Below are 26,719 nucleotides of genomic sequence, written 5' to 3'. Positions count from 1 at the left end.
GACGCATCGTGTCTCTTGCCGTGGCGCCTCTCTTGGCTTGTGCGCCAGTCAGTACTCGCTAACCTCCTGACTCGGCCGGCCTCGAATTATCGTGCCTGCCGATCAGGAAGCATCAACGCTTGAGCCGTTTCAGCCCGGCCAGCACCACCAGCCAGTAGCCCGCGTAGGCCACCAGCATCGCCACCGCCGGCTGCGCGCGATAGCCGGTCAGCGCCGCCACCGTACCGCCAAAGCGGGTGGAATCGTCCAGCAGCGCCGAGGTATCCCACACCGAACCGGACCAGGCCTGCAACCAGCCCATGCCGATCATCTTGTCGATCCCGGTCACCAGCAAGGCGCCGGCCAGCATCAACAGCATGATTTCGGTGACGCGGAAGAACAGCCGCCACGACAGATACTTGCCGCCCTGCTGCAGCAGCCAGAAAGTCAGGTAGGCCAGTCCGAAACCGGCTGCCGTCACGCCGAGGAAGCTGGCCAGCCCGGTATTGGCAATATCACTGCCCAAGCCGTACAGGAATACCACCGTTTCGGCGCTCTCACGCGCCACCGCCAGCATCACCACCACGAACATGCCCCACCAGTTGGCGCTCGATGCCGTCTTCGCCATCTCGCCTTCCAGTTCGCTCTTGAGCTTGCGTCCGTGCTTGCGCATCCAGAACACCATCTGCACGATCAACACCGCCGCCACCAGCACCATCGCGACCTGGAAATACTCCAGCGCCCCCTCCGGCAGGCTGCTCTCCAGCACCAGCATCACCCCAGCCAGCGCCCCGGCCAAGCCGAGACCGGCGACAACGCCGCCCCACAGATAGCGGCCGCCCTGCGCCACATAGCCGCTGGTTTTCAGCCAGGTATGCAGAATGCCGACCACCAACAGAGCCTCGACGCTTTCACGCCAGATGATGAACAGGGCGTTGAACATGATGTGTTCCTTCTCTCAATGCAAAACGGCGAACCCGAAGCATCCGCCGCCTCAGACGACGGTAAAACTTATTTGGCGACGATGGTGCCCTTGGCCTTGTCTTCGTTGTACTCGTCAACGAAGTTGTAGGTGCCGGCCTTCAGCGCGGCAAAGCTGACGCTGACCGATTTGCCTGCGGCCACAACCTTTTCCTTGTGCAGCTGCTTGCTTTCGAATTCGGCCGTCTTCTTGGTCTGGTTGTTTACCATTACCTTGAACGGCTTGCCTGCCGGCACCTCGAGGGAGGCCGGCTCGAAGCCCTTGTCGGTCAGGTTCAGGGTGAAGCTGTCGGCATCAGCGGCATAGCTGGAAACAGCGAAGACCATCAGGGCAGAAGCAAGCAGGGTACGCATGACGTGAGTTGACTCCGAGTTGTGCAGTATCCAGTTAATGATAACCGTTTTTATTCCTCTTTGAGAACAGGCAATACCCCGGCCCTTACATCATCAGCGCCTGCCTCGCCCGGACCTTGCCCTGCAAGGCTTGTTGCATAGGCCTTCATGACAATAGCTTCAAGCCAAGTTTGCCCGCCAGGCATTGAATGCGGCGTTGTCCCGGCACAACAGGCACTTGACCGCTCTGGTACAATGCCCTTTTTTGCCTTCGACGCTACAGGTTTATGACCACCATGCTGAACCTCTACAACACCCTGACCCGACAGAAAGAAGTCTTCAAACCGATCACGCCCGGCAAAGCCAGCATGTACGTGTGCGGCATGACGGTGTACGACTACTGTCACCTCGGTCACGCCCGCATGGTGGTGGTGTTCGACATGGTGGCACGCTGGTTGCGCGCCACCGGCTATGACCTGACCTACGTGCGCAACATCACCGACATCGACGACAAGATCATCAAGCGTGCCGCCGAGAACGGCGAACCGATCCAGGCGCTGACCGCCCGCTTCATCGACGCCATGAACGAGGATTTCGATGCACTGGGCGTCATCCACCCCGATTTCGAGCCGCGCGCCACCGAGCACGTGCCGGGCATGATCGCGCTGATCGAGACGCTGATCGCCAACGGCCGCGCCTACCCCGCGCCGAACGGAGACGTGTACTACGCAGTACGCGAGTTCCCCGGCTACGGCAAGCTGTCCGGCAAGAGCCTGGAAGATCTGCGTGCCGGCGAGCGCGTCGAAGTGGACGTCAACAAGCGCGACCCGTTCGACTTCGTGCTGTGGAAGGCCGCCAAACCGGGCGAACCCTCCTGGCCGAGCCCCTGGGGCGAAGGCCGCCCGGGCTGGCACATCGAATGCTCGGTGATGAGCGAACACCACCTGGGCGAACACTTCGACATCCACGGCGGCGGCGCCGACCTGCAGTTCCCGCACCACGAGAACGAGATCGCCCAGTCGGAAGGCGCGCACAACCACGACTTCGTCAACTACTGGCTGCATAACGGCTTCATCCGCGTCGACAACGAGAAGATGTCGAAGAGCCTCGGCAACTTCTTCACCATCCGCGAAGTGCTCGAGAAGTACGATGCCGAAGTGGTGCGCTTCTTCATCCTGCGTGCCCACTACCGCAGCCCGCTCAACTACTCCGACGTACACCTGGATGACGCCAAGCAGTCGCTGACGCGCCTCTATACCGCGCTGAAGAACGTGACAGCGACCGACATCGCTATCGACTGGGAAGAAAACGACTACGCCCGCCGCTTCAGGCAGGCGATGGACGACGACTTCAACACCGTGGAAGCCATGGCCGTGCTGTTCGATCTGGCCGGTGAAGTCAACCGCGGCGAATCCGCCGCGCAGGCCGGCCTGCTGAAGGCCCTGGGCGCAGTGCTTGGCCTGCTGCAGCGTGCCCCTCAGGAGTTCCTGCAAGGTGGCAGTACCGCGGCCGAACTGTCGGCCGACGCCATCGAGGCACTGATCCAGGCCCGCCGCGACGCCCGCACCGCCAAGAACTGGGCGGAAAGCGACCGCATCCGCGACGAACTGGCCGCCAAAGGCGTGATCCTGGAAGACGGTGCCCAAGGCACCACCTGGCGCCGCGCCTGATTAGGCTGGAAATAAAACTGCCACCCCCATGCCGGACCTATGACGCTCACCATGCCAGTTGAACGGCTGCGCGTCCCTGACCGGCCTCGGGGGCACCCTGCGGTTTCTTTCACCCGCTCTGAGTCCGTCATTTACGGAAACGCCGCCCCTTGCGCTTGTCAAGTCAAGTCAAAGGGCGGATAATCTGGCGTTTCGACAAGCGGTACAGGCAAAACCCCTGTACCCGATTTGAAAGGGAACCACGATGAAAACCGATATTCACCCGAATTATCACGAAGTGAACGTGACCTGCTCCTGCGGCAACCAGTTCGTGACCAAGTCGACCATGGCCAAAGAAAACTTCACGATCGAAGTTTGCTCCCAGTGCCACCCGTTCTATACCGGCAAGCAGAAGATCGTCGACACCGCCGGCCGCGTTGACAAGTTCAACCAGAAGTTCGGCAGCTTCTTCAAGCGCTAAGCGCTTCGGGATTGCCCCTTCGGGTAGAGAAAAGGCAGCGCGAGCTGCCTTTTTTGCATTCCGCCCTCCATTGCCTTGCCCGACAGCCGCCAAACCGGAAGCGATCCCGCCATGAACCATGGCAAGGACGCACCACCGTGCCGACGACAAGCCGATGCCGGCCGCCGTGCCTTTAACCATCCCGCCAATACTCCAGACGCGTAGCCGTAGCCGCCCGGTGAAATGGGCGCTAAGCTACTGCCTTTGACCGCGCCCTTCCCGCTCCCGCATGCTGACGTACACCCCGGACTCCGACTCCCGTCTCGCCCAACCGACCGAGAAGCCCTGGCTTCTGCTGCTGCTGACCTTCGTCTGGCTCTGGCCCGGCATCTTGGGCCACGACCCATGGAAACCCGACGAGCCCTACGTCCTGGCGGTGGTCGAAGGCATGCTGCGGCACCACCAGTGGCTGTTGCCCTCCATCCAGGGTCTGCCGTACCTGGAGTCCCCACCGCTGTATTACTGGGTCGCGGCCGGCTTTGCGCGGCTGCTGTCCCCCTGGGCCCTGCCCTTGCACGACGCGGCCCGATTGGCCACGCCGTTCTTCATGGCGATCGGGCTGACGCTGGCCGGTCTGGCCGGACGCGAACTGATAGGCCGGCGCCACGGCCGCAGCGTGGTGCTGATCCTGATCGGATGCATCGGCTTGATCGCCACCGGCCACCAGATGAATGCCGCGGTCGCCGGCTTTGCCGGCTTTGCCGCGGCCTTCTACGCACTGGTACTGACGCTGCGCTCCCCGGGCCTGGCCGGGGCAATCCTGGGAGCCGCCACCGCGACGGTATTCCTCTCGGCCAGCCTGCTCGAGGTAACCTTGATCTGGCTGGTGGCAATCCTGCTGCCGGCGTTCAGCGCCTGGCGCAACCAACGCTACCTGATCACCCTGCTCATGGGCCTGGTACTGGCCCTGCCGCTGATGATGATCTGGCCAATGATGCTGGCCAAGGCGCAGCCGGCGGTATTCGCCGCCTGGTGGCAAGGACACGCGCTGGGACCGCTCAACGGCTTCGGCCATGTCGGTGTCTTCCACGATTTCGGCTACTACCCCCTGGTTTCGCTGTGGTACACCTGGCCCGCCTGGCCACTGGCAGCGTGGACGCTGTACCGCCACCGCCATCTCGACAAGCCGGTACTGCAATTGCCGCTGATGTTCTTCGGCGTGGTCATGATCCTGCTGACCTTGTCTACTCGGCAAAGCTCGGAGTATGCCCTGCCGATGCTGCTGCCGATGGCCATGCTGGCCGCGGTCGAGCTCGACACCCTGAAGCGCGGTGCCGCGGCGTTCCTGAACTGGTTCGGCCTGATGACCTTCGGCTTTTTCGGGCTGTTGATCTGGGCCGGCTGGGCGGCGATGAACTTTGGCTGGCCAGAACGGCTGGCGCAACGCGCCAAGTACTTCAGCCCCTACTACGAACCCTCGGTCTCGACACTGGCCGCACTGTGCGCGCTGTTTGCCACCCTGGTGTGGCTGTGGGCGGTGACGCGCCGCAACCTGCGCGGACGGCAGGCAGTGACGAACTGGGCTGCCGGCATCACGCTGTTCTGGGGGTTGGCGATGAGCCTGTGGCTGCCGTGGCTGGACGCCGCCAAGAGCTATCGGCCGGTGGTGGTGAGCATGATGCGTGCGCTGCCCGCCGACGCGCGCTGCGTGGCCACCGAACGCGACAATCTGCTGACACGACTGAGCTGGCACTACTTCGGCGGACTGAAGCTGACCCCGTACACGCCCGGTCGTCCGGTCCCCTGCCACTACCTGCTGGTCAGCCGCACCCCGGCCGAGGGTCTGGCCGAACCCGGCTGGCAGATGCTCTGGCAGGGCAGCCGGCCACGCGAGAAGAGCGAAGTCTTCGGTCTGTTCCGTCGCTCGCCACCCTGATCCAGACGGGCTGACGGCACACACCGGGACCCACCCTTGGCGCCAAGCGGGTATATATAGAAAAAGCGGCGCCATCAGGACGCCGCTTTTCTTTGCCATATGGCGAGCCCGAACACCTTGTCGCGGGCCCGACGGCCTAGACGGAGTTCATTGCTTCAAGTCCAGAATCCACTGGACCAGCTTTCTGGCATCCGCCTCCTGGATGGCCACCGCGTTGGGCGGCATCGCCAATCCACTCACCTTGCCCTTCCAGTGGCTGGCATAGGGATTGGAACCCTCCATCACGGTTTTCAGCAGCTTTTCCGAGACGCCTTCCTGACCCTTGTAACGGGCGGCCACGTCCTGCCACGCGGGACCGATCGGCGCCACGCCAGCCGGACCCGGCTTGCCCGACTCGATGCTATGACAGGCAACACAGCCGCTGGTCGCAGCCAGTTGCTTCATCGCCACGTCCAGTTTGGCATCCGCCCATGCACTGCCTTGGGCGGCAAACACCAGCACGGCCACGGGAACAACTCTGCGTAGTAGTGGGAACATTTTGACCTCCGATCGTGAATGGCTTCAATTCCCATAGTGAGCCTGGAGCAACCGCAAGCTATTGACATGCGTCAACGAATCGTTTTGCCGGCCATTCGACGCGGAGGCCGCACGTCAAAAGAAATGGCGGCCCCACGGGGCCGCCATTTTACTAATGCGGATCAGCCAACAACCGATTTTAGTAGGCAAGCTGGCCAAAGCAGGTTGAGGGCTGCCGGAGCACAGGAACCGGAATGGACACGTAGCCCATGAGGATCATGGCTGACCGAGTCTCCGTGCAGAGACTCGCCCGCTCAGAGCAGCGCCGGCACTCAAGATGCAAAGGCACAGCCGCCCAATGAAATAGGTTTTTACTTGGCCCAGGAATCCTTCAACCCTACCGTACGGTTGAATACAGCCTTGACGCCCGGCTGGTGCTCGTAACGGTCGGTCACGAAGTAGCCGAGGCGCTCGAACTGGTAGCGCGTTTCCGGCTCGGCCTTGAGTACCACGTCTTCGACGCAGGCGGTCACGGTCGCGAGCGAGTGCGGGTTGAGGAACTGGCGGAAGTCGACGTATTCGCCATCCTCGCCGCGCACGGCGTCCGGACGCGGCTCGGTGAACAGGCGGTCGTACAGACGCACCTGAGCCTCGATGGCGTGCTCGCACGACAGCCAGTGGATCACGCCCTTGACCTTGCGGCCGACCGGGTTCTGACCCAGCGTGTCGTGGTCGATCGAACACTTCAGCTCGACCACGCGGCCAGTGGCGTCCTTGATCACCTCGTCGCACTTGATCACGTAGGAATAACGCAGCCGCACCTCGCCGCCGGCGGTGAGGCGCTGCCACTTGGGCGGCGGCACTTCGGCGAAGTCGTCGCGCTCGATGTAGATCTCGCGCGAGATCGGCACTTCGCGTTCACCGAATTCAGGGTGGTGCGGATGGAACGGCGCAGCACGGCTGGCGGTCACGCCTTCTTCGAAGTTGGTCAGCGTCACCTTGATCGGGTCGAGCACGGCCATCACGCGCGGCGCCTCGGCTTCCAGCGTCTCGCGCACGGCGCCTTCCAGCACGCTCATATCAATGATGTTCTCCCCTCTCGACACGCCGATGCGCTGCGCGAACAGGCGGATACCGGCCGGACTGAAGCCGCGGCGGCGCATCCCGGCGATGGTCGGCATGCGCGGGTCGTCCCAGCCCGTGACCAGGCCGTCGTTCACCAAAGCCTGCAGCTTGCGCTTGGAGGTCAGCGCATACAGCAGTTCCAGGCGCGAGAACTCGTACTGGCGCGGGTGGCAACCGATGCTGATGTTGTCGAGTACCCAGTCGTACAGCGGGCGGTGGTCTTCGAACTCCAGCGTGCACAGCGAATGGGTAATGCCTTCGATGGCATCGGAAATGCAGTGGGTGTAGTCGTACATCGGGTAGATGCACCACGTGTCGCCGGTACGGTGGTGGTGGGCACGACGAATGCGGTAGATCACCGGGTCGCGCATGTTGACGTTGCCCGAGCTCATGTCGATCTTCAGGCGCAGCGTCTTGCTGCCGTCCGGAAACTCGCCGTTCTTCATGCGCGTGAACAGATCGAGGTTTTCCTCGATGCTGCGGTCGCGGTACGGGCTGTTCTTGCCCGGTTCGGTCAGGCTGCCGCGGTAGGCGCGCATTTCCTCGGCGTTCAGGTCGCAGACGAAGGCCTTGCCGGCCTTGATCAGTTCCACCGCATAGTCGTACAGCGGCTGGAAATAATCGGAGGCGTAACGCACTTCGCCATCCCACTTGAAACCCAGCCAGGACACGCTGTCCTTGATGGACTGGACGTATTCGTCGGATTCCTTCTCCGGGTTGGTGTCGTCCATGCGCAGGTTGCATTTGCCCTGGTAGTCGTCGGCCAGACCGAAGTTCAGGCAGATCGACTTGGCGTGGCCGACGTGCAGGTAGCCGTTCGGCTCGGGCGGGAAGCGCGTCACGATGGAGGCGTGCTTGCCCGAGGCCAGGTCCTCGTCGATGATGTTGCGGATGAAGTTGCTGACAACGGGCGCGTTGTTTTCCGTACTCATGGGATGAATGTCTAGTGTTTCGGTGGATTCCAATGGCCCGATTGTACCCGATTTAGCGTCGATATTCCGAATGCACCGGGCGTGCCGTGCCGGCTGCAGGCCGTTTTCCGCGGCCTTCGGCCAACCCCATCCCGCCCCCAAAAACCCGCCTGAAATTGGGGTTATGCCCTTGAAAAACAATCAAATTTACTGATCTCCGGGGGCAAAATCTGGCACAATGCGCGTCACCCGAATAATCGCACGCACCATGACCACCGTTTCCGCCCCCGTAAAACCGATCACCTCCTACCGCAAATTCTGGGCCCAGCGCTTCGGCACCGCGCCGTTCCTGCCGATGACCCGTGCCGAAATGAACGAGCTGGGCTGGGACTCCTGCGACATCATCATCGTCACCGGCGACTGCTACATCGACCACCCGAGCTTCGGCATGGCGCTGGTCGGGCGCCTGCTGGAGGCGCAGGGCTTCCGCGTCGGCATCATCGCCCAGCCTGACTGGCACTCGGCCGACCCGTTCCGCGAGCTGGGCCGCCCCAATCTGTTCTTCGGCGTCACCGCCGGCAACATGGACTCGATGATCAACCGCTACACCGCGGACCGCAAACCGCGCTCGGACGACGCCTACACCCCGCACGCCGAGGCGAACAAGCGTCCGGACCGCGCGGTGACGGTGTACGCGCAGCGCTGCCGCGAGGCCTACCCGGGCGTCGGCGTGATGATCGGCAGCATCGAGGCGTCCTTGCGCCGCATCGCCCACTACGACTACTGGAGCGACAAGGTGCGCCAGTCGGTGCTGGTCACCTCCAAGGCCGACCTGCTGCTGTTCGGCAACGCCGAGCGCGCGCTGGTGGAAGTGGCGCACCGCGCCGCCGCCGGCGAGAAGCTGTCGGAGATCCGCGACGTGCGCGGTACCGCCTTCCTGGCGCCGCACGGCTGGATGCCGGGCGACGACTGGCTGATGATGGACTCCACCACGCTCGACCAGCCGGGCAAGGTCGAGGCGCATCAGAACCCGTACGAGATGGTGCCGGAAAAGGAAGAAGCCGCCTGCGCCAGCGGCCAGGGCAAGGACCCCGCCGCCGCCCAGCCGATCACCTTCATGCCGCTGCAGGAGCGCGTGGCGGCGCGCAAGGCGCAGCGCGCCAAGACCGTGGTCAGGATTCCCGCCTACGAGGCGGTGGCGCACGACCCGGTGCTGTACGCCCATGCCAGCCGCATCCTGCATCTGGAATCCAACCCCGGCAACGCCCGCGCCCTGGTGCAACTGCACGGCGAGCGCGACGTGTGGCTCAACCCGCCGCCGATTCCGCTCACCACCGAGGAAATGGACCACGTGTTCGGCCTGCCCTACGCGCGCAACCCGCACCCGTCCTACGGCAAGGCGCACATCCCGGCGTGGGAGATGATCAAGTACTCGGTCAACATCATGCGCGGCTGCTTTGGCGGCTGCACCTTCTGCTCGATCACCGAGCACGAGGGCCGCATCATCCAGAGCCGTTCGGAAGAATCGATCCTGAAGGAGCTGGAGGAAATCCGCGACAAAACCGACGGCTTCACCGGCCACATCTCGGACCTGGGCGGCCCCACCGCCAACATGTACCGGCTCGCCTGCAAGGACAAGAAGATCGAGACGTCGTGCCGCAAGCTGTCCTGCGTCTACCCGGACATCTGCGAGAACCTGGGCACCGACCACAGCCACCTGATCCAGCTCTACCGCAAGGCGCGCGCGCTGCCTGGCATCAAGAAGATCAACATCCAGTCCGGCCTGCGCTACGACTTGGCGGTGCGCTCGCCGGAGTACATCAAGGAACTGGTGACGCACCACGTCGGCGGCTACCTCAAGATCGCCCCGGAGCACACCGAGGAAGGCCCGCTTTCGAAGATGATGAAGCCGGGCATGGGCGCCTACGACAAGTTCAAGGAACTGTTCGAGCGCTTCAGCCGCCAGGCCGGCAAGGAACAGTACCTGATCCCGTACTTCATCGCCGCCCACCCCGGCACCAGCGACGAGGACATGATGAACCTTGCGCTGTGGCTGAAAAAGAACAACTTCCGCCTCGACCAGGTGCAGACCTTCACGCCGACGCCGATGGCCATGGCCACCACCATGTGGCACACCCGGCGCAATCCGCTCAAGCGCCTGGCGCGCAGCTCGGAAAAGGTCGACGTGGTGCGCGACGGCTACCGCCGCAAGCTGCACAAGGCCTTCCTGCGCTACCACCACCCGGACAACTGGCACATTCTGTACGAGGCGCTGATCAACATGGGCCGCCAAGACCTGATCGGCTACGGCAAGCACCAGCTGATCCCGCCGACGCCGCCCAAGGGCGCCGAGGACAAGGGCAAGCGCTTCAACGTGGCGCGCACCGCGCACCACCCGACCCAGCGCTTCCAGGACGCGCCGCCACGCGGCCGCGCCCCGGCTGCCACGCGCGGCAAGCCGGCAGGAGCCTCCGCCAAACCGGGTGGCAAACCCGCCGCCAAGCCGGCCTCGCGCCAGGCCGCCGCGAGCGGCGGCAGCGCCAAACCGCGCGGCCGGCGCTGAGCACCCATAACAAAGCCCCGCGTGGTTCACACGCGGGGCTTTTTATCGTCCGAATATGGCCAGGGTGCTTCCGCCCTAACGCCCCTCCCGCCCCAGCCGGCGCATCGTTTCCAGCCACCGGCCACGTCGCTCGCCATCCTCCGCCTCGACCATGCCGATCAGGCTGTCTCGAATCGGCCCGATGCCGGAAAAGCCGAGGATACTGCGCTTCAGACTCTTGAGGCCATGAGCGCCGAAATACCAGCGGTAGATCGGCGCCGGCATGCCCATGGTGACGACGATGCGGGCCGATTTACCGCTCAGGCGCTTGCGCCATCCCTTACCGTTGGACTGGTCGAAAGCGAACTGCGGACGGAACACCTGCTCCAGAAAGGCTTTCAGCAAGGCCGGCAGGGAGCCCAGCCACAGCGGGTAGACGATGACCAGGTGCTCGGCCCAGTTGATGCTCTCCTGCGCCCGCCGGATCACTTCGACGGGCGTACCGTTATCGAACTCCTCCTTGGAGCGCAGCAACGGGAAGTCGAGCGTGGCCACCTCGATCAGCCGAACCTCGTGCCCGGCCTCGCGCGCGTCTTGGACGTAGGCCTCCGCCAGCGCATGGCAGAAGTGGTCACCGGCGGGGTCGGGATGTCCCTGGATGACGAGGATGTGTTTGCCCATGGCACGCACCACCCTACCCACACGACTAAACGCTGCGACGCGGCTCGAGGGCCAGGCGCAGTGCCAGCGCCCCCAGCACGCAGCCCATCAGATAGCGCTGCGCCGCCAGCCACAACGGCTTGCGCGCGAACCATGACGCCATGCCGGCGGCACTGAGTGCGATCAGCAGATTGACCGAGAAACTCACCGCAATCTGCGTGAGCCCCAGCGTGACGCTCTGCCCGAACACCGAGCCGTGCTCGGGCGACACGAATTGCGGGAAGATCGACAGATAGAACACGGCGACCTTGGGATTGAGCAGATTGGTGAGAAAGCCCATCAGGAAGAGCTTGGGCACAGGGTCCGCCGCGAGCTGCCGCGGCTCGAACGGCGAGCGTGCCCCCGGCTTCACGGCCTGCCAGGCGAGCCAGAGCAGATAAAGCGCCCCGGCCCACTTGAGCAGCTCGTAGGCAAAGGGCACCGCCAGGAACAGCGCGGACAATCCCAGAGCGGCCGCCAGCATGTGAACCAGAAAGCCGGCCACCACCCCGAACAAGGAAATCACCCCGGCCTGGCGCCCCTGGCAGATCGAACGCGAAATCAGGTAGATCATGTTCGGCCCCGGCGTCAGCACCATCAGCAGGGAAGCACCGGCAAAAAGCAAGAGATCGGGAACGGCAACCATCGGTAACTCCTCGGCTCGAGGCCCAAGCAACAGGCGCCCTGAAAGGTGGCAATTCGGGCTGCTGCGCCCATTCTCTTCAGAATGCCACACAAGGCCCATGACAAAAAGCTGACGTACGGCAACGTGGTCATCACGGCGCAGGGCAAGCCGCAGGCCTGAACTCTCGCCCGAAGCCGTCCAGCGGTTTCGGGCTACAATGGCCGAATCCACCACGAAAGGACAAAGGCATGCTGAAAATCTGGGGACGGCTCAACTCGCTCAACGTCAAGAAGGTGGTGTGGTGCGCGGCCGAACTGGGGCTGCCGTTCGAGCGCATCGACGCCGGCGGCCCGTTCGGCGGGCTCGACACGCCGGAATTCCTGGCGCGCAACCCGAACGGCACCATCCCGCTGATCGACGACGACGGCTTCACCCTGTGGGAATCGAACGCCATCGTGCGCTATCTGGCCGCCAAGTACGGCCACGGCAGCCTGTATCCGGACGATCTGCAGCAGCGCGCCGACGCCGACCGCTGGATGGACTGGCAGGCCACGGTGTTCAACCCGGCCCTGGTGCCGGCGATCTACAATCTGCTGCGCGTACCCCCGGAGCAGCGCAGCCAGGACGCGATCGACACCGCGCGCGTGAAGGTCGACCGGCTGGCCAGCCTGCTCGAGCAGCACCTGACCGGACGCACGTGGCTGACCGGCAAATGCTTCACAATGGCCGACATCGTGCTCGGCTGCAGCGTGCATCTCTGGCTCAACCTGCCGCTGGAGCGCACGTCCCGCCCGGAACTGGAGCGCTGGTACGCCGCCTTGCGTGCGCGCCCCGCCAGCACCGAGGCGCTGCAACTCCCTCTATCCTGAGGCGTGTCGATACCTTTTCCCCTGCCTCCCCGGCCGGCACGTCTCGCTACTGCAGACGGCGTACGGCGCGCTCCCGGGCCAGCGCGGGCAATCTTCGGCCAACCTTTTGCCGTGCCAGGCCAGCTTCCCGCCAATAAAAAACAGCAGCCCGCGGGCTGCTGTTTGTGACTGGGCAAAGAGCCGCTCAGTAGGTGTAGAACATCTGCTGGATCTTCTTGGTGTCGTTGGTCTTGGTCATGGCCAGCATCAGCAGGATACGGGCCTTCTGCGCGTTCAGCGTGTCGGATACGACGAAGTCTTCCTTGTCGTCGTTCACTTCGCCGTTGCGGGCGACGATGCCGGAACCCACGCGCGAGCTGCGTACCACGATGACGCCTTTCTGGCGGGCTTCGCGGAAGGCCGGCAGCATCTGAGCGGCCATGCTGCCGTCACCCACGCCGGCCTGGACGATGCCCTTGGCACCAGCGGCGACGTCGGCGTCCAGCGCCACGCGGTTCATGTTGGCGTAGCCGTAGACGATGTCGACTTGCGGCAGCTTGTCGAGCTTGCTGACGTCGAACTCGGTCTCGGCGGTGTGCTTGCGTACCGGCAGACGGTAGAAGTGCGGCTTGTTGTCCTGCATGTAGCCGAGGAAGCCCAGTTCCGGCGTCTTGAAGGTGTCGGCGGTGGAAGTGTTGGTCTTGGTGACATCGCGGCCGGCGTTGATCTGGTCGTTCAGCGTCACCAGCACGCCCTTGCCGACGGCTTCCTTGCTGCCGGCCAGCAGCACGGCGTTGTACAGGTTGATCGGGCCGTCGGCGCTGATCGCGGTGGACGGGCGCATGGAGCCGACGATCACCACCGGCTTCTTGCTCTTCACCGTCAGGTCGAGGAAGTAGGCGGTTTCTTCGATGGTATCGGTGCCGTGGGTGATGACCACGCCGTCGACGTCCTTCTGCGCCAGCAGTTCGTTGACGCGCTTGGCGAGCTTCAGCCAGACGTCGTTAGTCATGCTTTCGCTGGCGATCTGCACCACCTGCTCGCCACGCACGTTGGCGGCCTTCTTCAGTTCCGGCACGCTTTCGATCATCTTGTCGACACCGACCTTGGCGGCGGTGTAGCCGATGGTGGTGGTGGTGGAAGCACCGGTGCCGGCGATGGTGCCGCCGGTGGCCAGGATCACCACGTTGGGCAGCTTGGCCGGAGCGGCCTCTTCGGCGTGGGCGAAGGAAAAGACGGCGGAGCAAGCCAGCAGGGCGGCAGCGCGAGCAAAGCGTTTATCGACAAACATGTTCTCTCCTTTGAGGATTATCGTGGCCAGAGCGTGATTCGCCCCGACCAGTAGAGGCGGGGTCGCCACGGCCGCCTCGATGGCGGCAGGCGGGGCGCCCCCGGCAAGCGGCGCAGGTTCTTGCGACCTGCTGCCATGTTCTAGCCCGGGTCGCTATTGAGCAGGAATCGGGCCAGCCCGCAGCCAAGCAAACCAGAATACAACCCATTGATTTATATCGAACAAATTCCGACCGTCGCAACAAACAGACGGAACGCCGTACTTTCCAGAGCATTAGCACACGGAAATCCGAACACCACGCCCGCACCAGGGCGCCGGCGGCCGGCGGCGGCCCGCTTGGGTTTTGACGACGTTTCTGTGACAATCAGCCCCTCTCGGGCAGGGACGCCACGTGACGCTTGCCTTTGCCCGCCAAAACAAGGCGTTAGCGGCTGCCGTCGCCGCCCGCCACTCACCAGCCATAGCCAGGACCAGAAGCGATGACACACGCCGCCATGCCGCCCGCCGCCACGGAGCGCCGACGATGACCACGACAGCAACAGGCCCGAGCCGCCGCGTCGCCATCGTCGGCGGCGGCCCGGCCGGACTGATGGCGGCCGAAGTGCTAAGCCGGCAAGGCGCACAGGTCGACGTCTACGACGCCATGCCCTCGGTCGGGCGCAAGTTCCTGCTGGCCGGCGTCGGCGGCATGAACATCACCCACTCCGAGCCGGCCGAGCCGTTCTTGTCTCGCTACGGCAGCCGCAGCGAGCAGTTGCGGCCCTGGCTGCAGGCCTTCGGCGGAGCAGAACTGCGCGAATGGGTGCACGGGCTGGGCATCGACACCTTCGTCGGCTCGTCCGGGCGGGTGTTTCCCACCGCGATGAAAGCCGCGCCGCTGTTGCGCGCCTGGCTGCAGCGCCTGCGCGAAGCCGGCGTGCGCATCCACGTGCGTCACCGCTGGCAGGGCTGGAGCGACGACGGCGCCCTGCTGCTGAGCACGCCCGAAGGCGACAAGAGGGTACGCGCCGACGCCGTACTGCTGGCACTGGGCGGCGGCAGCTGGGCCAAGCTGGGCTCGGACGGGGCATGGCTGCCAAGGTTGGCCGAACGCGGCGTCGAGGTCTGCCCGCTGGTGCCGTCCAACTGCGGCTTCGACGTCGGCTGGAGCGAGCACTTCCGCAGCCGCTTCGCCGGTGAGCCGCTGAAATCGGTGGTGCTGAGCTTCACCGACGCGGACGGCCGCGAGCAGCGCAAGCAGGGCGAGTTCGTCGTCACCGAGGGCGGCGTCGAGGGCAGCCTGATCTACGCCTTTTCCGCCCCTCTGCGCGACGCCATCGCCGCGCACGGCAGCGCCACCATCCACCTCGACCTGGCGCCGGGCAAGGACCTGGCGCGCGTCACCGCGGAGGTGGCCCACCCGCGCGGCTCGCGCTCCCTGTCCAGCCACCTGCAAAGCCGCGTCGGGCTGAAGGGCGTCAAGATGGGCTTGCTGCGCGAGTGCCTGGACAAGGACACCATGAGCGATCCGCAACGACTGGCGGCGGCGATCAAGGCGCTGCCGGTCAAGCTCATCGCGCCGCGCCCGCTCGACGAGGCCATCAGCAGCGGCGGCGGCGTCACCTTTGCCGCGCTCGACGAGCGCCTGATGCTGCGCCAACTGCCCGGCGTGTTCTGCGCCGGCGAGATGCTGGACTGGGAAGCCCCGACCGGCGGCTACCTGCTCACCGCCTGCTTCGCCAGCGGCCGCGCCGCCGGATTGGGGGTGTGGGAGTGGCTGCAGACGCGCCGCCCCACCTGAAAGCGAAGGAAACGCCATGCTCTATCTCTACGCCCAGCAGGATGCCGAACAGCTGGCGCCGCTGCTGCGCCAGGCGCTGCCCGATATCGACCTGGCGGTGTGGCCGCAGGAGGTCGACGGCGCGGCCGTGCGCTACACCGTGGTGTGGAATCCGCCGGAAGGGTTTTTCGCCCGCTTTCCCCGGCTCGAGGCGGTGTTCGCGCTCGGCGCCGGGGTGGACCGCCTGCTCGCCCGTGCCGACCTGCCACCGACGCTGCCCGTGATCCGCCTGACCGACGCCGGCATGGCGCAGCAGATGGCGGAGTACGCGCTGTACGGCGTGCTGCGCTACCAGCGCCAGTTCGACGTCTACCAGCGCCAGCAGGCCGAGCGCCGCTGGCAGCCGCAACGGCCCCGGCTGGCGCACGAGGTCCGCGTCGGTGTGCTGGGGCTGGGCGCCATCGGCGCGGTGGTCGCCACCACCCTGGCCGGGCGGGGCTACGCCGTGTCCGGCTGGAGCCGCAGCCCGCGCCAGCTGCCCGGCGTCGACTGCCGGCACGGCAGCGCGGCGCTGGACACGCTGCTGGCCGAGACCGACGTGCTGGTGAGCCTGCTGCCGTCCACCCCGGAAACGCGCGGCCTGCTCGACCGCGAACGGCTGGCCCGGCTGCCCCGTGGCGCGGCCGTGATCAACGCCGGCCGCGGCGAGCAACTCGACCAGGAGGCCTTGCTCGAACTGCTCGACGCCGGCCAGCTGCGCTTTGCCCAGCTCGACGTGTTCGCCCGCGAGCCGCTGGCCGTAGAGCACCCGCTGTGGACACACCCGAGCGTGACCGTCACCCCGCACATCGCCGCCATCACCCTGCCCGGCCCGGCGGTAGAGCAGATCGCCGCCAGCCTGCGCGCGCTGCAGGGCGGGGCAAGGCCGGAAGGGTGGGTCGACCGGCAACGGGCCTATTGAGCGGACAGAAAAAAACCCGGCAGCGAAAGACTCGCGCCGGGTCCGGAGACCGGAAACAAGAGGAGGAGAAAAACTCAGTTCGTTGCAGCCGGCAGCGGTGCCAGGCGACGCAGCCGCAGCGCGATGCCGAGGCACAACAGCAGGCCGCCCGTCAGCGCCAGCACCACCCCGCCCCAGCCACCCGAGCTCCACATCAGGCCCGAGGCCGAGCCCAGGCCGCTGCCGCCCAGGTAGTAGCAGCTCAGGTAGAGCGCCGAGGCCAGACCGCGCGCCCGGCTGGCGCGGCGGCCGATCCAGCTGCTCGCCACCGAGTGCGCGCCGAAGAAACCGAAGGTGAACACCGCGATGCCCGGCACCACCAGCCACAGCGTGCCGGCCAGCGTCAGCGCCAACCCGGCCAGCATCAGGCTCACCATGACCCACAACACGTTGCGCCGCCCCAGACGGTCGGCCAGCCGCCCCACCCAGGCCGAGCTCCACATCCCCACCACGTACAGCAGGAACACCGCGCCGACCGCGCTCGGTGACAGGTTGAACGGCGCCAGCGCCAGGTGGTAGCCGAGGTAGTTGTACAGGCTGACGAAGCAGCCCATCAGCAAAAAGGCCGTGGCGAACAACCAGGGCAGACCGTCGTCGGCCAGATGCAGGCGCAGGTTGCCGCGCACCTCGCCCAGCACCAGCCGCGCCGGACGGAAATGCCGCGACGGCGGCAGGCAGCGCCAGAACACCACGGCCGACACCAGCCCGAACAGGCCCAGCACCGCCACCGCCTCGCGCCAGCTGGCCCATTCGCTCATCAGCGACAGGAAAAAGCGTCCGCTCATGCCGCCCAGCGCGTTGCCGGCGATATACAGCCCCATCGACTGCCCCAGCGAGGCCGGCTCGATCTCCTCGCTCAGATAGGCCATCGCCACCGCCGGGATGCCGGCCAGCGCGATGCCCAGCAGGGTGCGCAGCAGCAGCAGTTGGCCGAAACTGCCGGCAAATGCCGCCAACAGCGTCAACAACGCGGCCAGGCCGAGCGACAGGTTCATCACCGGCTTGCGGCCGTAGCGGTCGGCCAACAGGCTCATCGGGATCAGCGCCACCGCCAGCGCGCCGGTTGCGGCCGACACCACGCCGCTGGCCGCCGCCGGCGACAGGCCGAAGTCGTGCGAGAACATCGGCATCAGCGGCTGCATGCCGTACAGCGAGGAAAAGGTGGCGAAACCGCCGAAGAACATGCCCCAGCTGGTGCGGCGGAAGGCGGGGGTGCCGGCACGCAGTCGTTCGTGCACCGGGGCGGTGGGCGGAGCGGGAAAAACAGTGGCGCGGGATACGGCTAAGGCATCGGAAGACATGGTCAAGACTCGGCTGGCGGCCCCGGTCAGGGGCTGGATAAGCCAATGCTAGGACTGGACAAACCGCCAGTCCAATATATATTTAATCGTTGATTAATACGTAAAAGATATCACGTGGAACTGCGTCACCTGCGTTACTTCGTCGTCGTCGCCGAAGAACTCAACTTCACCCGCGCCGCCGAACGCCTGCACATCGCCCAGCCGCCCTTGAGCCAGCAGATCCGCGCGCTGGAAGAACAACTGGGCGTCGCCCTGTTCGAGCGCAGCAAGCGCCGCGTGGCGCTGACCGACGCCGGGGAGCGCTACCTGCAGCACGTCCGCCGCATCCTGGCCGAGGTGGAGCAGGCCGCCGACGATGCCCGCCGCGCCGCGCGCGGCGAGGTGGGCGAGTTGCGTGTCGGCTTCACCTCCTCGCTGCCGTTCACCAGCCTGTTGCCCGGGCTGATCTCCGACTATCGCCGCCACTACCCGCAGGTACAGCTGACGCTGCGCGAGATGTTCACCGCGCTGCAGTTCGAGGCGCTGCGCGCAGAACGGCTGGACATCGGCTTCGTGCGTTTCCACGGCAAGGAAAACCCGCCCGACCTGCAGCTGCGCGAGATCCACCGCGACCCGCTGCGGCTGGTGATCAACGCCCGCCACCCGCTGGCCGCGCAGCCCCACGCGTCGCTGGAGCAGTTGCGCGACGAAAGTTTCATCATCTACCCGGCCGGCGCCGGCACCGGGCTCAACGTGCAGGTGCGCCAGCTCTGCCTGGCGGCCGGCTTCGAACCGAGGATCGTGCAGGAAGCGCGCGAGGCCACCACCCAGATCGGGCTGGTGGCGGCGGGTCTCGGCGTAGCGCTGCTGCCCTCGCCGCTGGAGTGCGTGAAGATGCCGGGGGTGCGCTACCTGCCGCTCAGCGACGAGGGTGCGTACCTGTCGCTGGGGCTGGCGACGCGCCCGGGGCCCGTTCCGCCGTTGCTGGCGGGTTTTCTGGATTGCCTGCAGAACCGCAAAGAAATGGAGCCGATCAAGAACAGCGCGTGACGCGGCGTCGCCGCGCCGGGTTTCTCAATCGGAGACAAGCCGGATCTCGATGCCCAAGGCCCGCCCCAGCCCCGCCGGCTGGACCAGCAGATCGGCCAGGGTATGGCGCGACAATTCGCCGTAAAAGGCCTCCTGGGCCGCATGCAGCACGTTCATCAGGCGGCACGCCGAGGCGATGCGGCATTGCGAGTGCTGGGGATCGAAACACTCGACCAGCACGTTGTCGGTCTCGGCGGCACGCACTAGTTTGCCGAGGTTGACCTGCTGCGGATCGTCCGCCAGGCGCATCCCTCCCCCCTTGCCGCGCACGGTGGTGAGATAGCCATGCTGGCCGAGGAAAAACACCACCTTGGTCAGGTGGCTGGCGGAAATGCCGTAGGCCTGGGCGATCTCGTTGATCGTCACCAGGCGCTCGCCCGCCAGCGCGCTGTACATCATCACGCGCAGGCAGTAATCGGTAAAAGCCGTCAGTCGCACGATCGGTGCCGTTCCATGGGGTTGTTCAATCAGGCAGGCCCGGTTGGGGTCGAACCTGCATTCTATCTTGCCTGCGGCGCCGCGACAGCGGGCCCAGACTTGATTCTGGCATACGATATAGGCATACAGGACACGGCAACAGCCCGCTCTTGATATACCTCAAGCGAATTCATGATAGCTCATAAGATTCATTTACTGTGAATGTTATGAGGTATAAGATTCATTTTACACGAATCTTATACCGCAAGGAGCTCTCTGCCATGGCTTTCACCGTCAAAAACAACATCCGCTGGGTTGGTAAACAGGATTGGGAACTGCGTGAATTTCACGGCAGCGAATACAGCACCCATCGCGGTTCCAGCTACAACAGCTACCTGGTCAAGGAAGAAAAAATCGCCCTGATCGATACCGTCTGGGCGCCTTACGCCGAAGAATTCGTCGCCAATCTGGCCAAGGAGGTGGACCTCGGCGCCATCGATTACATCATCGCCAACCATAACGAGATCGACCACAGCGGCGCCTTGCCGGCACTGATGGCGCGCATCCCCGACACGCCGATCTACTGCACTGCCAACGGCGTCAAATCGCTACGCGGCCACTACCACCAGGACTGGAATTTCCAGATCGTCAAGACCGGGGACAGCCTCGACCTCGGCAACGGCAAGCAACTGGTGTTTGTCGAGATGCCGATGCTGCACTGGCCGGACAGCATGGCCACCTATCTGACCGGCGACGCCGTGCTATTCAGCAACGATGCCTTCGGCCAACATTACGCCAGCGCCCAGATGTTCAACGACCAGTGCGACCCGGTCGAACTGCAGGAAGAATGCATCAAGTATTACGCCAATATCCTGACCCCGTTCAGCCCGCTGGTGACCCAGAAGATTCATGAAGTTCTGGCGCTGAACCTGCCGATCGACATGATCGCCACCAGCCACGGCATCATCTGGCGCGACAAGCCGACCCAGATCGTCGAGCAATACCTGAAGTGGGCCGACGACTACCAGGAGAACCAGATCACCCTGGTCTACGACACCATGTGGAACGGCACCCGCATGATGGCCGAGGCGATTGCCGAAGGCATCCGCAAGGCGGACCAGGATGTCGTGATCAAGCTGTTCAACCTGTCCAACACTGACAAGAACGACGTCCTCACCCACGTGTTCAAGTCCAAGGCCATTCTGGTCGGCAGCCCGACCGTCAACAACGTGATGTTGCCGCATGTTGCCGCCCTGCTCGAGGAAATGACCGGCCTGCGCTTCAAGAACAAGGCGGCCGCCTCCTTCGGCACCCACGGCTGGAGCGGTGGTGCGGTGGAACGTATCGCCAAGCGCCTGGACGACGCTGGTTTCCGCGTGCTCAACCCGGGCATCACCGCCGAATGGCGGCCGAACGACGATGCCCTCGCCCAGGGGGTGCGTTTTGGCGAGGCGTTCATCGAGCAACTGGGCAGCACCGGACAGAATACGGCGGACGCCGCCGCCGCGTGCGGCTGCAGCGGCAAGATGCGCTGCAAGACCTGCTCGTGGATTTATGACCCGCAACAGGGGGAAGCGGCCCAGGGGGTCGCCGCCGGCACCGCCTGGCAGGACGTCCCCGAGACCTTCCTCTGCCCGGTGTGCTTCATGGGTAAGAGCGACTTTGTCCCCGCGTAAGCGACGGCTTCTGGAGAAAACACGATGAAAAAGCCCCTCGTCATCATCGGCAGTGGCCATGCCGGCTACACCCTGGCCCGGGCGTTCCGCCAGCACGACAGCACCACGCCGGTCGTCGTCCTCACCGAGGATGGCGGCGAACACTACCCCAAGCCGCAGCTGAGCCACGGCTTCGGGCATCAGGCCAGCGCCGAACGGCTCACCCTGAACAACGCCACCGGCATGGCGGCCGAGCTGAAGATCATGGTGCGGCCGCGTACCCGGGTCAGCGCCATCGATGTTGTCGCGCAGAAGGTCACTGCGGGGGAAGTGCAGATTCCCTACAGCGACCTGGTGCTGGCGGTAGGGGCCGAGCCGTTCATCCCTCCCGTCGGCGGCGACGCGGCACAGGACATCCTGACCTTGAACAATCTGGAGCACTACCGGCGTTACCTCGACCGGCTCAACCGGAGCGAGCACGTGCTGGTCATCGGCGGCGGCCTGATCGGCACCGAAATCGCCCACGACATCGCCCAGCACAAGCGCGTCACGCTGGTGGACATCGGCAGCCGCCTGCTGGAGCGGCTGGTGCCCGAGGTGGTCAGCCAACGCCTGCACGACGTCATGGACCAGGTCACGCTGCGCTTCGGCACCGGGGTGGAACGGGTCGAGCGGGCCGAACAGGGCTACCGCGTAACGCTGAGCGACGGCGACACGCTGGCGGTGGACGCCGTGGTCTGCGCGGCGGGCCTGAAGCCGCGGCTGGAGCTGGCGGCCGGACTGGAGACGGGGCGCGGCATCGTCGTCGACGCCTACCTGCGCACCTCGCAACCCCACGTCTATGCGCTGGGGGACTGCGCCGAAATCGAGGGGCAGATCCTGCCCTACCTGCAGCCGATCACGCTGTCGGCCAACGCGCTGGCCAGCACGCTGGCCGGCACGCCGACACCGGTCCGCTTCGGCCCCCTGCCGGTGGCGGTGAAGACGCCGCGCTACCCGATCCAGCTGGCCGGGGTCACCCAGGGCAACGCCCTCGACTGGCAGATCAGCGAGGGAGACGACGGACTGACCGCGCTCGCCCATCGCGACAGCCAGCTGGTCGGCTACGTGACCACCGGCTCGCGCAACGGCTTCAGCCTGCTGCCCAGCCTGGCGCGCTGAGGGACCACCAAGCGGCAAGGAAAGGGAAAACCGGGCCGGCATCGGGTCGATGCAAGTGCTCGGTCGCGCCCCCGAACAGGCCCCGCGAGCGCCGGGCAGCGGTGCGCGGCTGGCGATCAGGCGGCGAGGTAGCGGCCCGGCTTGTGGTTGACGGCGAGGATCAGGTTGAGCGCCACCGCGCCCAACACCGACACCAGCACCGCCAGCGGGTTCACCACCCACAGCGCCGCGCTGACGATGCTGACGTCGATCGCCATCTGCAGCTTGCCGGCGCGGATGCCGTACTTGTCCTGCAGGTAGAGCGTGACGATGTTGATGCCGCCCAGGCTGGCCTGGTGGCGGAACAGCATCAGGAAACCGGCGCCCATCAGGAGGCCGCCGACCACGCCGGCGTAGAACGGGTTGAGGCCGTCGATGTGGATGAAGTGCGACTGCAGCTCGGAGAACAGCGACAGCAGCAGCACCGCGCAGAAGGTCTTCACCGTGAAGCGCCAGCCCATGCGCTTGATGGCGAGGTAGTAGAACGGCAGGTTGATGACGAAGAACACCTGGCCGAAGCTCAGCGGCGTGGCGTAGTGGATCAGGAAGGCGAGGCCGGCGGTGCCGCCGGTCAGCAGTTTGGCCTGGGCGAACAGCGCGACGCCGAGCGAGATGAACAGCGTGCCGATCACGATCGCCTGAACGTCTTCGAACAGGGTGTGCCGCGCCACGCGCTGCGGGTGCTCCATGATGAATCCTTGCTGGGGAGTGGCAGAACGGCCTGCCGGCCACCGTCGTCGCCCGCCGGCGGCACCGGGGCACGGTGCCGCACCTTACCCGCTACGACAGCAGCGCAAGTCTACACCAGCACCTCCTCACAAGCGCCCTGGATTCGTCATTTTTATTAAATTAATTGCCACAAATCAAAAATTGTCGGCACAAAAATAAACAACAATCGATCAATCAAGGCTTTTTCTACGCCCACACCACCCCACTGGTCAGCAGTTCCTCGGCGCGCATCAGCGCCGTGGCGAGATCGGGCTGAATGTTGCGCTCGCCCATTTCCGCCGCCAGCCTGGCGCCGACCAGCAACCCCATCACCTCGGCCCCGGCACCGCACAGGATCAGCGTGCGCCGCTCTTCGGCCAACCTTTGTCGTAGCGCCGACAGCGCCAGCAGCCCGGTGGTGTCGAGCAGCACCAGCCGGTGCAGCTGCAGAATGATCACGCGCGCGTCCGGCGCGTCGTGCAGCACCTGCTCCACCGTATCGGCCGCACCGAAGAACAGCGCCCCCTCCACCCGGAACGCCGCGCAGCCCGGCGGCACCGTTTTGCCGGCGATGGAATGGCGCTCGAACAGCTGGGCATGCTCCGGCCGCAGCCGCTGCACGCTGGTATTGCGCGCCATGCTCTGGATGAAGAACACCGCCGACATCAGCAGGCCGATCTCCACCGCGATGGTGAGATCGAAGGCGACGGTGAGCAGGAAGGTGACTACCAGCACCGCGGTGTCGTGACGCGGAAACTGCGCCGCCTTGCGGATATCCCAGTCGCCCATCTTCAGCGCCACCGCCACCAGAATCGCCGCCAGCACCGCCAGCGGGATGTAGGACGCCAGCGGTGCCGCCACCAGGATCACCAGCAGCAGCAATGCGGCGTGCACCATCCCGGCCACCGGGGTGCGCCCGCCGTTGCTGATGTTGGTGGCGGTACGCGCCAGCGCCCCGGTGGCCGGGATGCCGCCGAAGAACGGCACCACCATGTTGGCGATGCCCTGCGCAATCAGCTCCTGGTTGGCGTCGTGCTTGTCGCCGGTGAGGCTGTCGGCCACCACCGCGCACAGCAGCGACTCGATGGCGCCCAACAGCGCGATGGTGAAGGCCGGCGTCATCAGTTCGGACAGCGTCGCCCAGTCCAGCGCCAGGCCGGAGAACGCCGGCAGCCCCTGCGGAATGCCGCCGAACTTGCTGCCGATGGTGGCCACCGGCAGATGGAACAGCGCCACCGTGATGGTCGCCAGCAGCAAGGCCACGAACGGCGACGGCAGCAACTTGTTGAGCCGCTTGGGCCACAGCAGGATCAGCGCCAGCGAGGCCCCCGACACCGCCAGCGTCATGCCGTCGAACTCGGCCAGGCGCGCCCTGAGCGTGGCGACGATGGCGAAGAAACCGGCCGGCATCTGCGCCACCGGCAGGCCGAAGAAGTCCTTGAGCTGGGTGAGGAAGATCAGCACCGCGATGCCGTTGGTAAAGCCGGTGATCAGCGGCATCGGAAAGAACTTGATCACCTGCCCCAGCCGCATCAGCCCCATCAGCACCAGCATCATGCCGGCCATGAAGGTGCAGATCAGCAGGTTGGCCACGCCGTACTTGGCGACGATGCCGTAGATAACGACGATGAAGGCGCCGGTGGGACCGGTCACCGAGAACCGTGTTCCGCCCAAGAGCGAAGCCAGGAAGCCGGCGATGACCGCGGTGAAGATGCCGGCCTGCGGCGTCACCCCGCTGGCCATGGCGAACGCCATCGCCAACGGCAGCGCCACGATCCCCACCGTCAACCCGGCCAGCACATCGTGCCGGAACACTTCGCGGTGATAACCCTTGAGTGCATCGATCAGGCGGGGGCGAAAGCTGAGGTTCAGCATGGCGGGCGATCAATGAATTGTCATGAATACCAGCCTACGAGGGAAATGCCCTCGGATGCAAGAGGGTTTTCGGCGGAACGGGGCCCGCTCATTTCTCGGCGTGCTCCTCGGCCACGTGGTGCGCCATGTCGGCCAGCATGTCGCTGACGTGCTGGTCGGCCAGTTGGTAGAAGACTTGCCTGGCCCGGCGCTGACCCCGCACCAGCCGGGCGCCGCGCAGCAGCCGCAGGTGGTGGCTGACCAGCGATTGCGACAGCTCGAGGCTCTGTGCGATGTCGCCGACCGAACGCGGTGCGTCGAGGCAGAAGAACAGGATGCGCAGACGCGTCGGGTCGCCCAGCAGCCGGAACGTTTCCGCCAGCACGGCGATGTCGGCCGGGGAAGGCCGGGCGAGCCGGCTCACGGCTGGCGTCCTTGCTGGCAAGGCCCGGGATGGGCCGGACCCTCGTGCTCATGCTCGGCCCCGGCGTGGCCAGCGGGGTGGACCGTGTCGTCATGGGGTCCAAGGTGGCAGGGGCCGGCCTCCGTCTCGGGCCAGTCGATGGCGACGGTGGCATGGGCGATGCCGAAACGCGCCACCAGCTCCACCTCGACGGCCTGCACCAGCCGGCGCGGATCGGCCTCGGCGCGCGGCTCGACGTGCAGCGTGGCCAGTACCCGGCCCGAGGTGATGGACCAGACGTGGACGTGGCGCACGTTGGCGAGCTCCGGCACGGTCTGGCGCAGATGGCTGGCGATGGCATCCGGCTGGGCGTGCTCCGGCGCGCCTTCGAGCAGGATGTGCAGCGAGTGGCGCAGCAGCGACCAGGCGCTGTAGAGAATCAGCAGCGCGACGAACACCGACAGGAGGGGGTCGATCGGCGTCCAGCCGGTGAAGTAGATGACGACGGCGGCGGCGATGGCGGCGACCGAGCCCAGCAGGTCGCCCAGCACGTGCAGCACCGCGCCCCTGATATTGACGTGCTCGCTGCCGCCACGGCTCAGAATCCAGAACACCAGCAGGTTGACGAGCAGCCCGATGGTGGCGACGCCGAACATCGGCCCCGCCAGCACCGCCCCCGGATGGCGGAAGCGGTCGATGGCTTCGATGACGATCCAGAGCACGATGACAAACAGGGTGATGGCGTTGATCAGGGCGGCGATCACCTCGAAGCGCAGGTAGCCGAAGGTGCGCTTGGTGTCGGCGGCGCGCTTGCCGAAGCGGAAGGCGCCGTAGGCGAGCGCCAGCGCGGCGGCGTCGGTCAGCATGTGGCCGGCGTCGGCGAGCAGGGCCAGCGAACCGGACAGCAGGCCGCCCGCCACCTCCACCACCATGAAGGCGAAGGTGAACAGGAAGGCGATCAGCACCTTGCGCTGATTGTCGTCCCCGACCGTCGGCACATGGGCGTGGTCGTGATGGTGGTCATGACCGTGTTGGTGGTCGTGATGGGAATGGGGCATCGGCCTGCTCCGCGACGAAGGGACGCAAACATATCAATACGTGTTCATGTATTTTATAGCGCATCGGCACGGCGGCCCGAGCCTTCCCGGCGCCCCCTCGCCGTAGCAGGCACCGTGACAACGGAAAGGCCCTGCCTCTCGCCCTGCCCGGAATCTATCCAGGACGGGCTCGATGACGCCTCGTCGCCCCAGGCGTCGTCCGGGACGTCGGCGTCTTCGGCCAACACGGCCCGGCAGGGGGAAATCGGTCTTGCTGCGGCGCCCGGTTGGAGAGACACCCGCTTGTCGCTAGAATGCGCGGGGCCACGGCGGCCTCACGGCTCGGCGCGGATGCCGGCTTCCGGAACGAGGGCCGTGGGCGGGATCGAAGCACTCGTCACGTGCGCGCCGTGTCGGGGCCG

23 protein-coding genes are annotated in these 26,719 nt (G+C 65.5%); 10 read left to right on the top strand and 13 right to left on the bottom strand.

Annotated features, from left to right (window positions below; genetic code table 11):
- Positions 1-112 precede the first annotated feature (112 nt).
- Together FURADRAFT_RS11565 and FURADRAFT_RS11560 are read right to left on the bottom strand one after the other, a co-directional pair.
- Entirely contained in the window at positions 113-922 is an 810-nt protein-coding gene (locus FURADRAFT_RS11565) for an FTR1 family iron permease (RefSeq protein WP_008954339.1), read from the bottom strand.
- A gap of 68 nt (positions 923-990) precedes the next feature.
- On the bottom strand, positions 991-1,314 hold the full coding sequence (locus FURADRAFT_RS11560) for a cupredoxin domain-containing protein (RefSeq protein WP_008954338.1): 324 nt from the start codon (positions 1,312-1,314) through the stop codon (positions 991-993).
- 275 nt (positions 1,315-1,589) lie between these two features.
- Between FURADRAFT_RS11560 and cysS the strand changes: the two genes are divergently transcribed.
- The 3 genes from cysS (at position 1,590) to FURADRAFT_RS11545 (ending at position 5,338) form a co-directional block, all read left to right on the top strand.
- Positions 1,590-2,963 (top strand): cysteine--tRNA ligase, encoded by a 1,374-nt coding sequence (cysS, locus tag FURADRAFT_RS11555; RefSeq protein ID WP_008954337.1) that lies wholly within the window; start codon positions 1,590-1,592, stop codon positions 2,961-2,963.
- Between the two features lie 244 nt (positions 2,964-3,207).
- Positions 3,208-3,423: a 50S ribosomal protein L31 gene (rpmE, locus tag FURADRAFT_RS11550; protein WP_008954336.1), complete on the top strand. Its 216-nt coding sequence runs from the start codon at positions 3,208-3,210 to the stop codon at positions 3,421-3,423.
- A 268-nt stretch (positions 3,424-3,691) separates the two neighbouring features.
- Positions 3,692-5,338 carry an ArnT family glycosyltransferase gene (locus tag FURADRAFT_RS11545; protein ID WP_008954335.1) on the top strand — a complete coding sequence of 549 codons (1,647 nt, stop codon included), beginning with the start codon at positions 3,692-3,694 and terminating at the stop codon, positions 5,336-5,338.
- A gap of 147 nt (positions 5,339-5,485) precedes the next feature.
- Here the strand turns inward: FURADRAFT_RS11545 and FURADRAFT_RS11540 are convergent, their stop codons facing one another.
- The gene (locus FURADRAFT_RS11540; protein ID WP_008954334.1) at positions 5,486-5,875 is read right to left on the bottom strand and encodes a c-type cytochrome; all 390 of its coding nucleotides are present in this window, start codon (positions 5,873-5,875) and stop codon (positions 5,486-5,488) included.
- A gap of 350 nt (positions 5,876-6,225) precedes the next feature.
- Complete coding sequence (locus FURADRAFT_RS11535; RefSeq protein ID WP_008954333.1) at positions 6,226-7,911, bottom strand: glutamine--tRNA ligase/YqeY domain fusion protein; 1,686 nt, start codon at positions 7,909-7,911, stop codon at positions 6,226-6,228.
- 247 nt (positions 7,912-8,158) lie between these two features.
- Here FURADRAFT_RS11535 and FURADRAFT_RS11530 point away from each other — a divergent pair, with 247 nt between their 5' ends.
- On the top strand, positions 8,159-10,453 hold the full coding sequence (locus FURADRAFT_RS11530; RefSeq protein WP_040652812.1) for a YgiQ family radical SAM protein: 2,295 nt from the start codon (positions 8,159-8,161) through the stop codon (positions 10,451-10,453).
- A 75-nt stretch (positions 10,454-10,528) separates the two neighbouring features.
- Here the strand turns inward: FURADRAFT_RS11530 and FURADRAFT_RS11525 are convergent, their stop codons facing one another.
- Positions 10,529-11,113, bottom strand: coding sequence for an NAD(P)H-dependent oxidoreductase (locus FURADRAFT_RS11525; RefSeq protein WP_008954331.1), 585 nt, complete (start codon positions 11,111-11,113; stop codon positions 10,529-10,531).
- A gap of 25 nt (positions 11,114-11,138) precedes the next feature.
- The gene (locus FURADRAFT_RS11520) at positions 11,139-11,777 is read right to left on the bottom strand and encodes a LysE family translocator (protein WP_008954330.1); all 639 of its coding nucleotides are present in this window, start codon (positions 11,775-11,777) and stop codon (positions 11,139-11,141) included.
- Between the two features lie 227 nt (positions 11,778-12,004).
- On the opposite strand from FURADRAFT_RS11520, the gene FURADRAFT_RS11515 reads away from it, so the two are divergent.
- The gene (locus FURADRAFT_RS11515) at positions 12,005-12,625 is read left to right on the top strand and encodes a glutathione S-transferase family protein (RefSeq protein WP_008954329.1); all 621 of its coding nucleotides are present in this window, start codon (positions 12,005-12,007) and stop codon (positions 12,623-12,625) included.
- 184 nt (positions 12,626-12,809) lie between these two features.
- Here FURADRAFT_RS11515 and FURADRAFT_RS11510 read toward each other — a convergent pair whose 3' ends face one another.
- On the bottom strand, positions 12,810-13,895 hold the full coding sequence (locus tag FURADRAFT_RS11510) for a type II asparaginase (protein WP_008954328.1): 1,086 nt from the start codon (positions 13,893-13,895) through the stop codon (positions 12,810-12,812).
- Between the two features lie 523 nt (positions 13,896-14,418).
- Here FURADRAFT_RS11510 and FURADRAFT_RS11505 point away from each other — a divergent pair.
- Both FURADRAFT_RS11505 and FURADRAFT_RS11500 read left to right on the top strand, forming a co-directional pair.
- Positions 14,419-15,675 carry a TIGR03862 family flavoprotein gene (locus FURADRAFT_RS11505; RefSeq protein ID WP_008954327.1) on the top strand — a complete coding sequence of 419 codons (1,257 nt, stop codon included), beginning with the start codon at positions 14,419-14,421 and terminating at the stop codon, positions 15,673-15,675.
- Positions 15,676-15,691: 16 nt separating this feature from the next.
- Positions 15,692-16,615 (top strand): 2-hydroxyacid dehydrogenase, encoded by a 924-nt coding sequence (locus tag FURADRAFT_RS11500; protein ID WP_008954326.1) that lies wholly within the window; start codon positions 15,692-15,694, stop codon positions 16,613-16,615.
- 74 nt (positions 16,616-16,689) lie between these two features.
- Here the strand turns inward: FURADRAFT_RS11500 and FURADRAFT_RS11495 are convergent, their stop codons facing one another.
- Positions 16,690-17,955, bottom strand: a complete 1,266-nt coding sequence (locus FURADRAFT_RS11495; protein WP_008954325.1) for an MFS transporter — start codon at positions 17,953-17,955, stop codon at positions 16,690-16,692.
- A gap of 114 nt (positions 17,956-18,069) precedes the next feature.
- On the opposite strand from FURADRAFT_RS11495, the gene FURADRAFT_RS11490 reads away from it, so the two are divergent.
- Entirely contained in the window at positions 18,070-18,984 is a 915-nt protein-coding gene (locus FURADRAFT_RS11490; protein ID WP_008954324.1) for a LysR substrate-binding domain-containing protein, read from the top strand.
- Between the two features lie 24 nt (positions 18,985-19,008).
- Here the strand turns inward: FURADRAFT_RS11490 and FURADRAFT_RS11485 are convergent, their stop codons facing one another.
- The gene (locus FURADRAFT_RS11485; protein ID WP_008954323.1) at positions 19,009-19,461 is read right to left on the bottom strand and encodes an RrF2 family transcriptional regulator; all 453 of its coding nucleotides are present in this window, start codon (positions 19,459-19,461) and stop codon (positions 19,009-19,011) included.
- Between the two features lie 260 nt (positions 19,462-19,721).
- Between FURADRAFT_RS11485 and norV the strand changes: the two genes are divergently transcribed.
- Positions 19,722-21,116: an anaerobic nitric oxide reductase flavorubredoxin gene (gene norV, locus FURADRAFT_RS11480; protein WP_008954322.1), complete on the top strand. Its 1,395-nt coding sequence runs from the start codon at positions 19,722-19,724 to the stop codon at positions 21,114-21,116.
- 24 nt (positions 21,117-21,140) lie between these two features.
- Positions 21,141-22,256 (top strand): FAD-dependent oxidoreductase, encoded by a 1,116-nt coding sequence (locus FURADRAFT_RS11475; RefSeq protein ID WP_008954321.1) that lies wholly within the window; start codon positions 21,141-21,143, stop codon positions 22,254-22,256.
- A 116-nt stretch (positions 22,257-22,372) separates the two neighbouring features.
- Here FURADRAFT_RS11475 and FURADRAFT_RS11470 read toward each other — a convergent pair whose 3' ends face one another.
- From FURADRAFT_RS11470 to FURADRAFT_RS11455, 4 genes are all read right to left on the bottom strand, one after another.
- The gene (locus tag FURADRAFT_RS11470; RefSeq protein WP_008954320.1) at positions 22,373-22,984 is read right to left on the bottom strand and encodes a YitT family protein; all 612 of its coding nucleotides are present in this window, start codon (positions 22,982-22,984) and stop codon (positions 22,373-22,375) included.
- 226 nt (positions 22,985-23,210) lie between these two features.
- Positions 23,211-24,878, bottom strand: a complete 1,668-nt coding sequence (locus tag FURADRAFT_RS11465) for a SulP family inorganic anion transporter (protein WP_008954319.1) — start codon at positions 24,876-24,878, stop codon at positions 23,211-23,213.
- Between the two features lie 88 nt (positions 24,879-24,966).
- Positions 24,967-25,281: an ArsR/SmtB family transcription factor gene (locus FURADRAFT_RS11460; RefSeq protein WP_008954318.1), complete on the bottom strand. Its 315-nt coding sequence runs from the start codon at positions 25,279-25,281 to the stop codon at positions 24,967-24,969.
- Positions 25,278-26,318, bottom strand: a complete 1,041-nt coding sequence (locus tag FURADRAFT_RS11455) for a cation diffusion facilitator family transporter (protein WP_008954317.1) — start codon at positions 26,316-26,318, stop codon at positions 25,278-25,280. Before FURADRAFT_RS11455 ends, FURADRAFT_RS11460 begins: the two co-directional genes overlap by 4 nt.
- Between the last annotated feature and the right edge of the window lie 401 nt (positions 26,319-26,719).

Source organism: Pseudogulbenkiania ferrooxidans 2002 (genome assembly GCF_000174355.1).
In the GTDB taxonomy this organism is placed as follows: Bacteria; Pseudomonadota; Gammaproteobacteria; order Burkholderiales; family Chromobacteriaceae; genus Pseudogulbenkiania; species Pseudogulbenkiania ferrooxidans.
Note: the sequence above shows the minus strand (reverse complement) of the source record. Positions and strands in the feature narration are given on the sequence as shown.

Bases quoted from the DNA above. Each gene is read 5' to 3' on its own strand.
- FURADRAFT_RS11525 (WP_008954331.1), bottom strand. From the start codon at position 11,113: ATGGGCAAACACATCCTCGTCATCCAGGGACATCCCGACCCCGCCGGT.
- FURADRAFT_RS11470 (WP_008954320.1), bottom strand. From the start codon at position 22,984: ATGGAGCACCCGCAGCGCGTGGCGCGGCACACCCTGTTCGAAGACGTT.
- FURADRAFT_RS11535 (WP_008954333.1), bottom strand. From the start codon at position 7,911: ATGAGTACGGAAAACAACGCGCCCGTTGTCAGCAACTTCATCCGCAAC.
- FURADRAFT_RS11505 (WP_008954327.1), top strand. From the start codon at position 14,419: ATGACCACGACAGCAACAGGCCCGAGCCGCCGCGTCGCCATCGTCGGC.
- FURADRAFT_RS11465 (WP_008954319.1), bottom strand. From the start codon at position 24,878: ATGCTGAACCTCAGCTTTCGCCCCCGCCTGATCGATGCACTCAAGGGT.
- FURADRAFT_RS11495 (WP_008954325.1), bottom strand. From the start codon at position 17,955: ATGTCTTCCGATGCCTTAGCCGTATCCCGCGCCACTGTTTTTCCCGCT.
- FURADRAFT_RS11475 (WP_008954321.1), top strand. From the start codon at position 21,141: ATGAAAAAGCCCCTCGTCATCATCGGCAGTGGCCATGCCGGCTACACC.
- FURADRAFT_RS11540 (WP_008954334.1), bottom strand. From the start codon at position 5,875: ATGTTCCCACTACTACGCAGAGTTGTTCCCGTGGCCGTGCTGGTGTTT.
- FURADRAFT_RS11545 (WP_008954335.1), top strand. From the start codon at position 3,692: ATGCTGACGTACACCCCGGACTCCGACTCCCGTCTCGCCCAACCGACC.
- FURADRAFT_RS11520 (WP_008954330.1), bottom strand. From the start codon at position 11,777: ATGGTTGCCGTTCCCGATCTCTTGCTTTTTGCCGGTGCTTCCCTGCTG.
- FURADRAFT_RS11455 (WP_008954317.1), bottom strand. From the start codon at position 26,318: ATGCCCCATTCCCATCACGACCACCAACACGGTCATGACCACCATCAC.
- FURADRAFT_RS11560 (WP_008954338.1), bottom strand. From the start codon at position 1,314: ATGCGTACCCTGCTTGCTTCTGCCCTGATGGTCTTCGCTGTTTCCAGC.
- rpmE (WP_008954336.1), top strand. From the start codon at position 3,208: ATGAAAACCGATATTCACCCGAATTATCACGAAGTGAACGTGACCTGC.
- FURADRAFT_RS11565 (WP_008954339.1), bottom strand. From the start codon at position 922: ATGTTCAACGCCCTGTTCATCATCTGGCGTGAAAGCGTCGAGGCTCTG.
- norV (WP_008954322.1), top strand. From the start codon at position 19,722: ATGGCTTTCACCGTCAAAAACAACATCCGCTGGGTTGGTAAACAGGAT.
- FURADRAFT_RS11500 (WP_008954326.1), top strand. From the start codon at position 15,692: ATGCTCTATCTCTACGCCCAGCAGGATGCCGAACAGCTGGCGCCGCTG.
- FURADRAFT_RS11510 (WP_008954328.1), bottom strand. From the start codon at position 13,895: ATGTTTGTCGATAAACGCTTTGCTCGCGCTGCCGCCCTGCTGGCTTGC.
- cysS (WP_008954337.1), top strand. From the start codon at position 1,590: ATGCTGAACCTCTACAACACCCTGACCCGACAGAAAGAAGTCTTCAAA.
- FURADRAFT_RS11515 (WP_008954329.1), top strand. From the start codon at position 12,005: ATGCTGAAAATCTGGGGACGGCTCAACTCGCTCAACGTCAAGAAGGTG.
- FURADRAFT_RS11530 (WP_040652812.1), top strand. From the start codon at position 8,159: ATGACCACCGTTTCCGCCCCCGTAAAACCGATCACCTCCTACCGCAAA.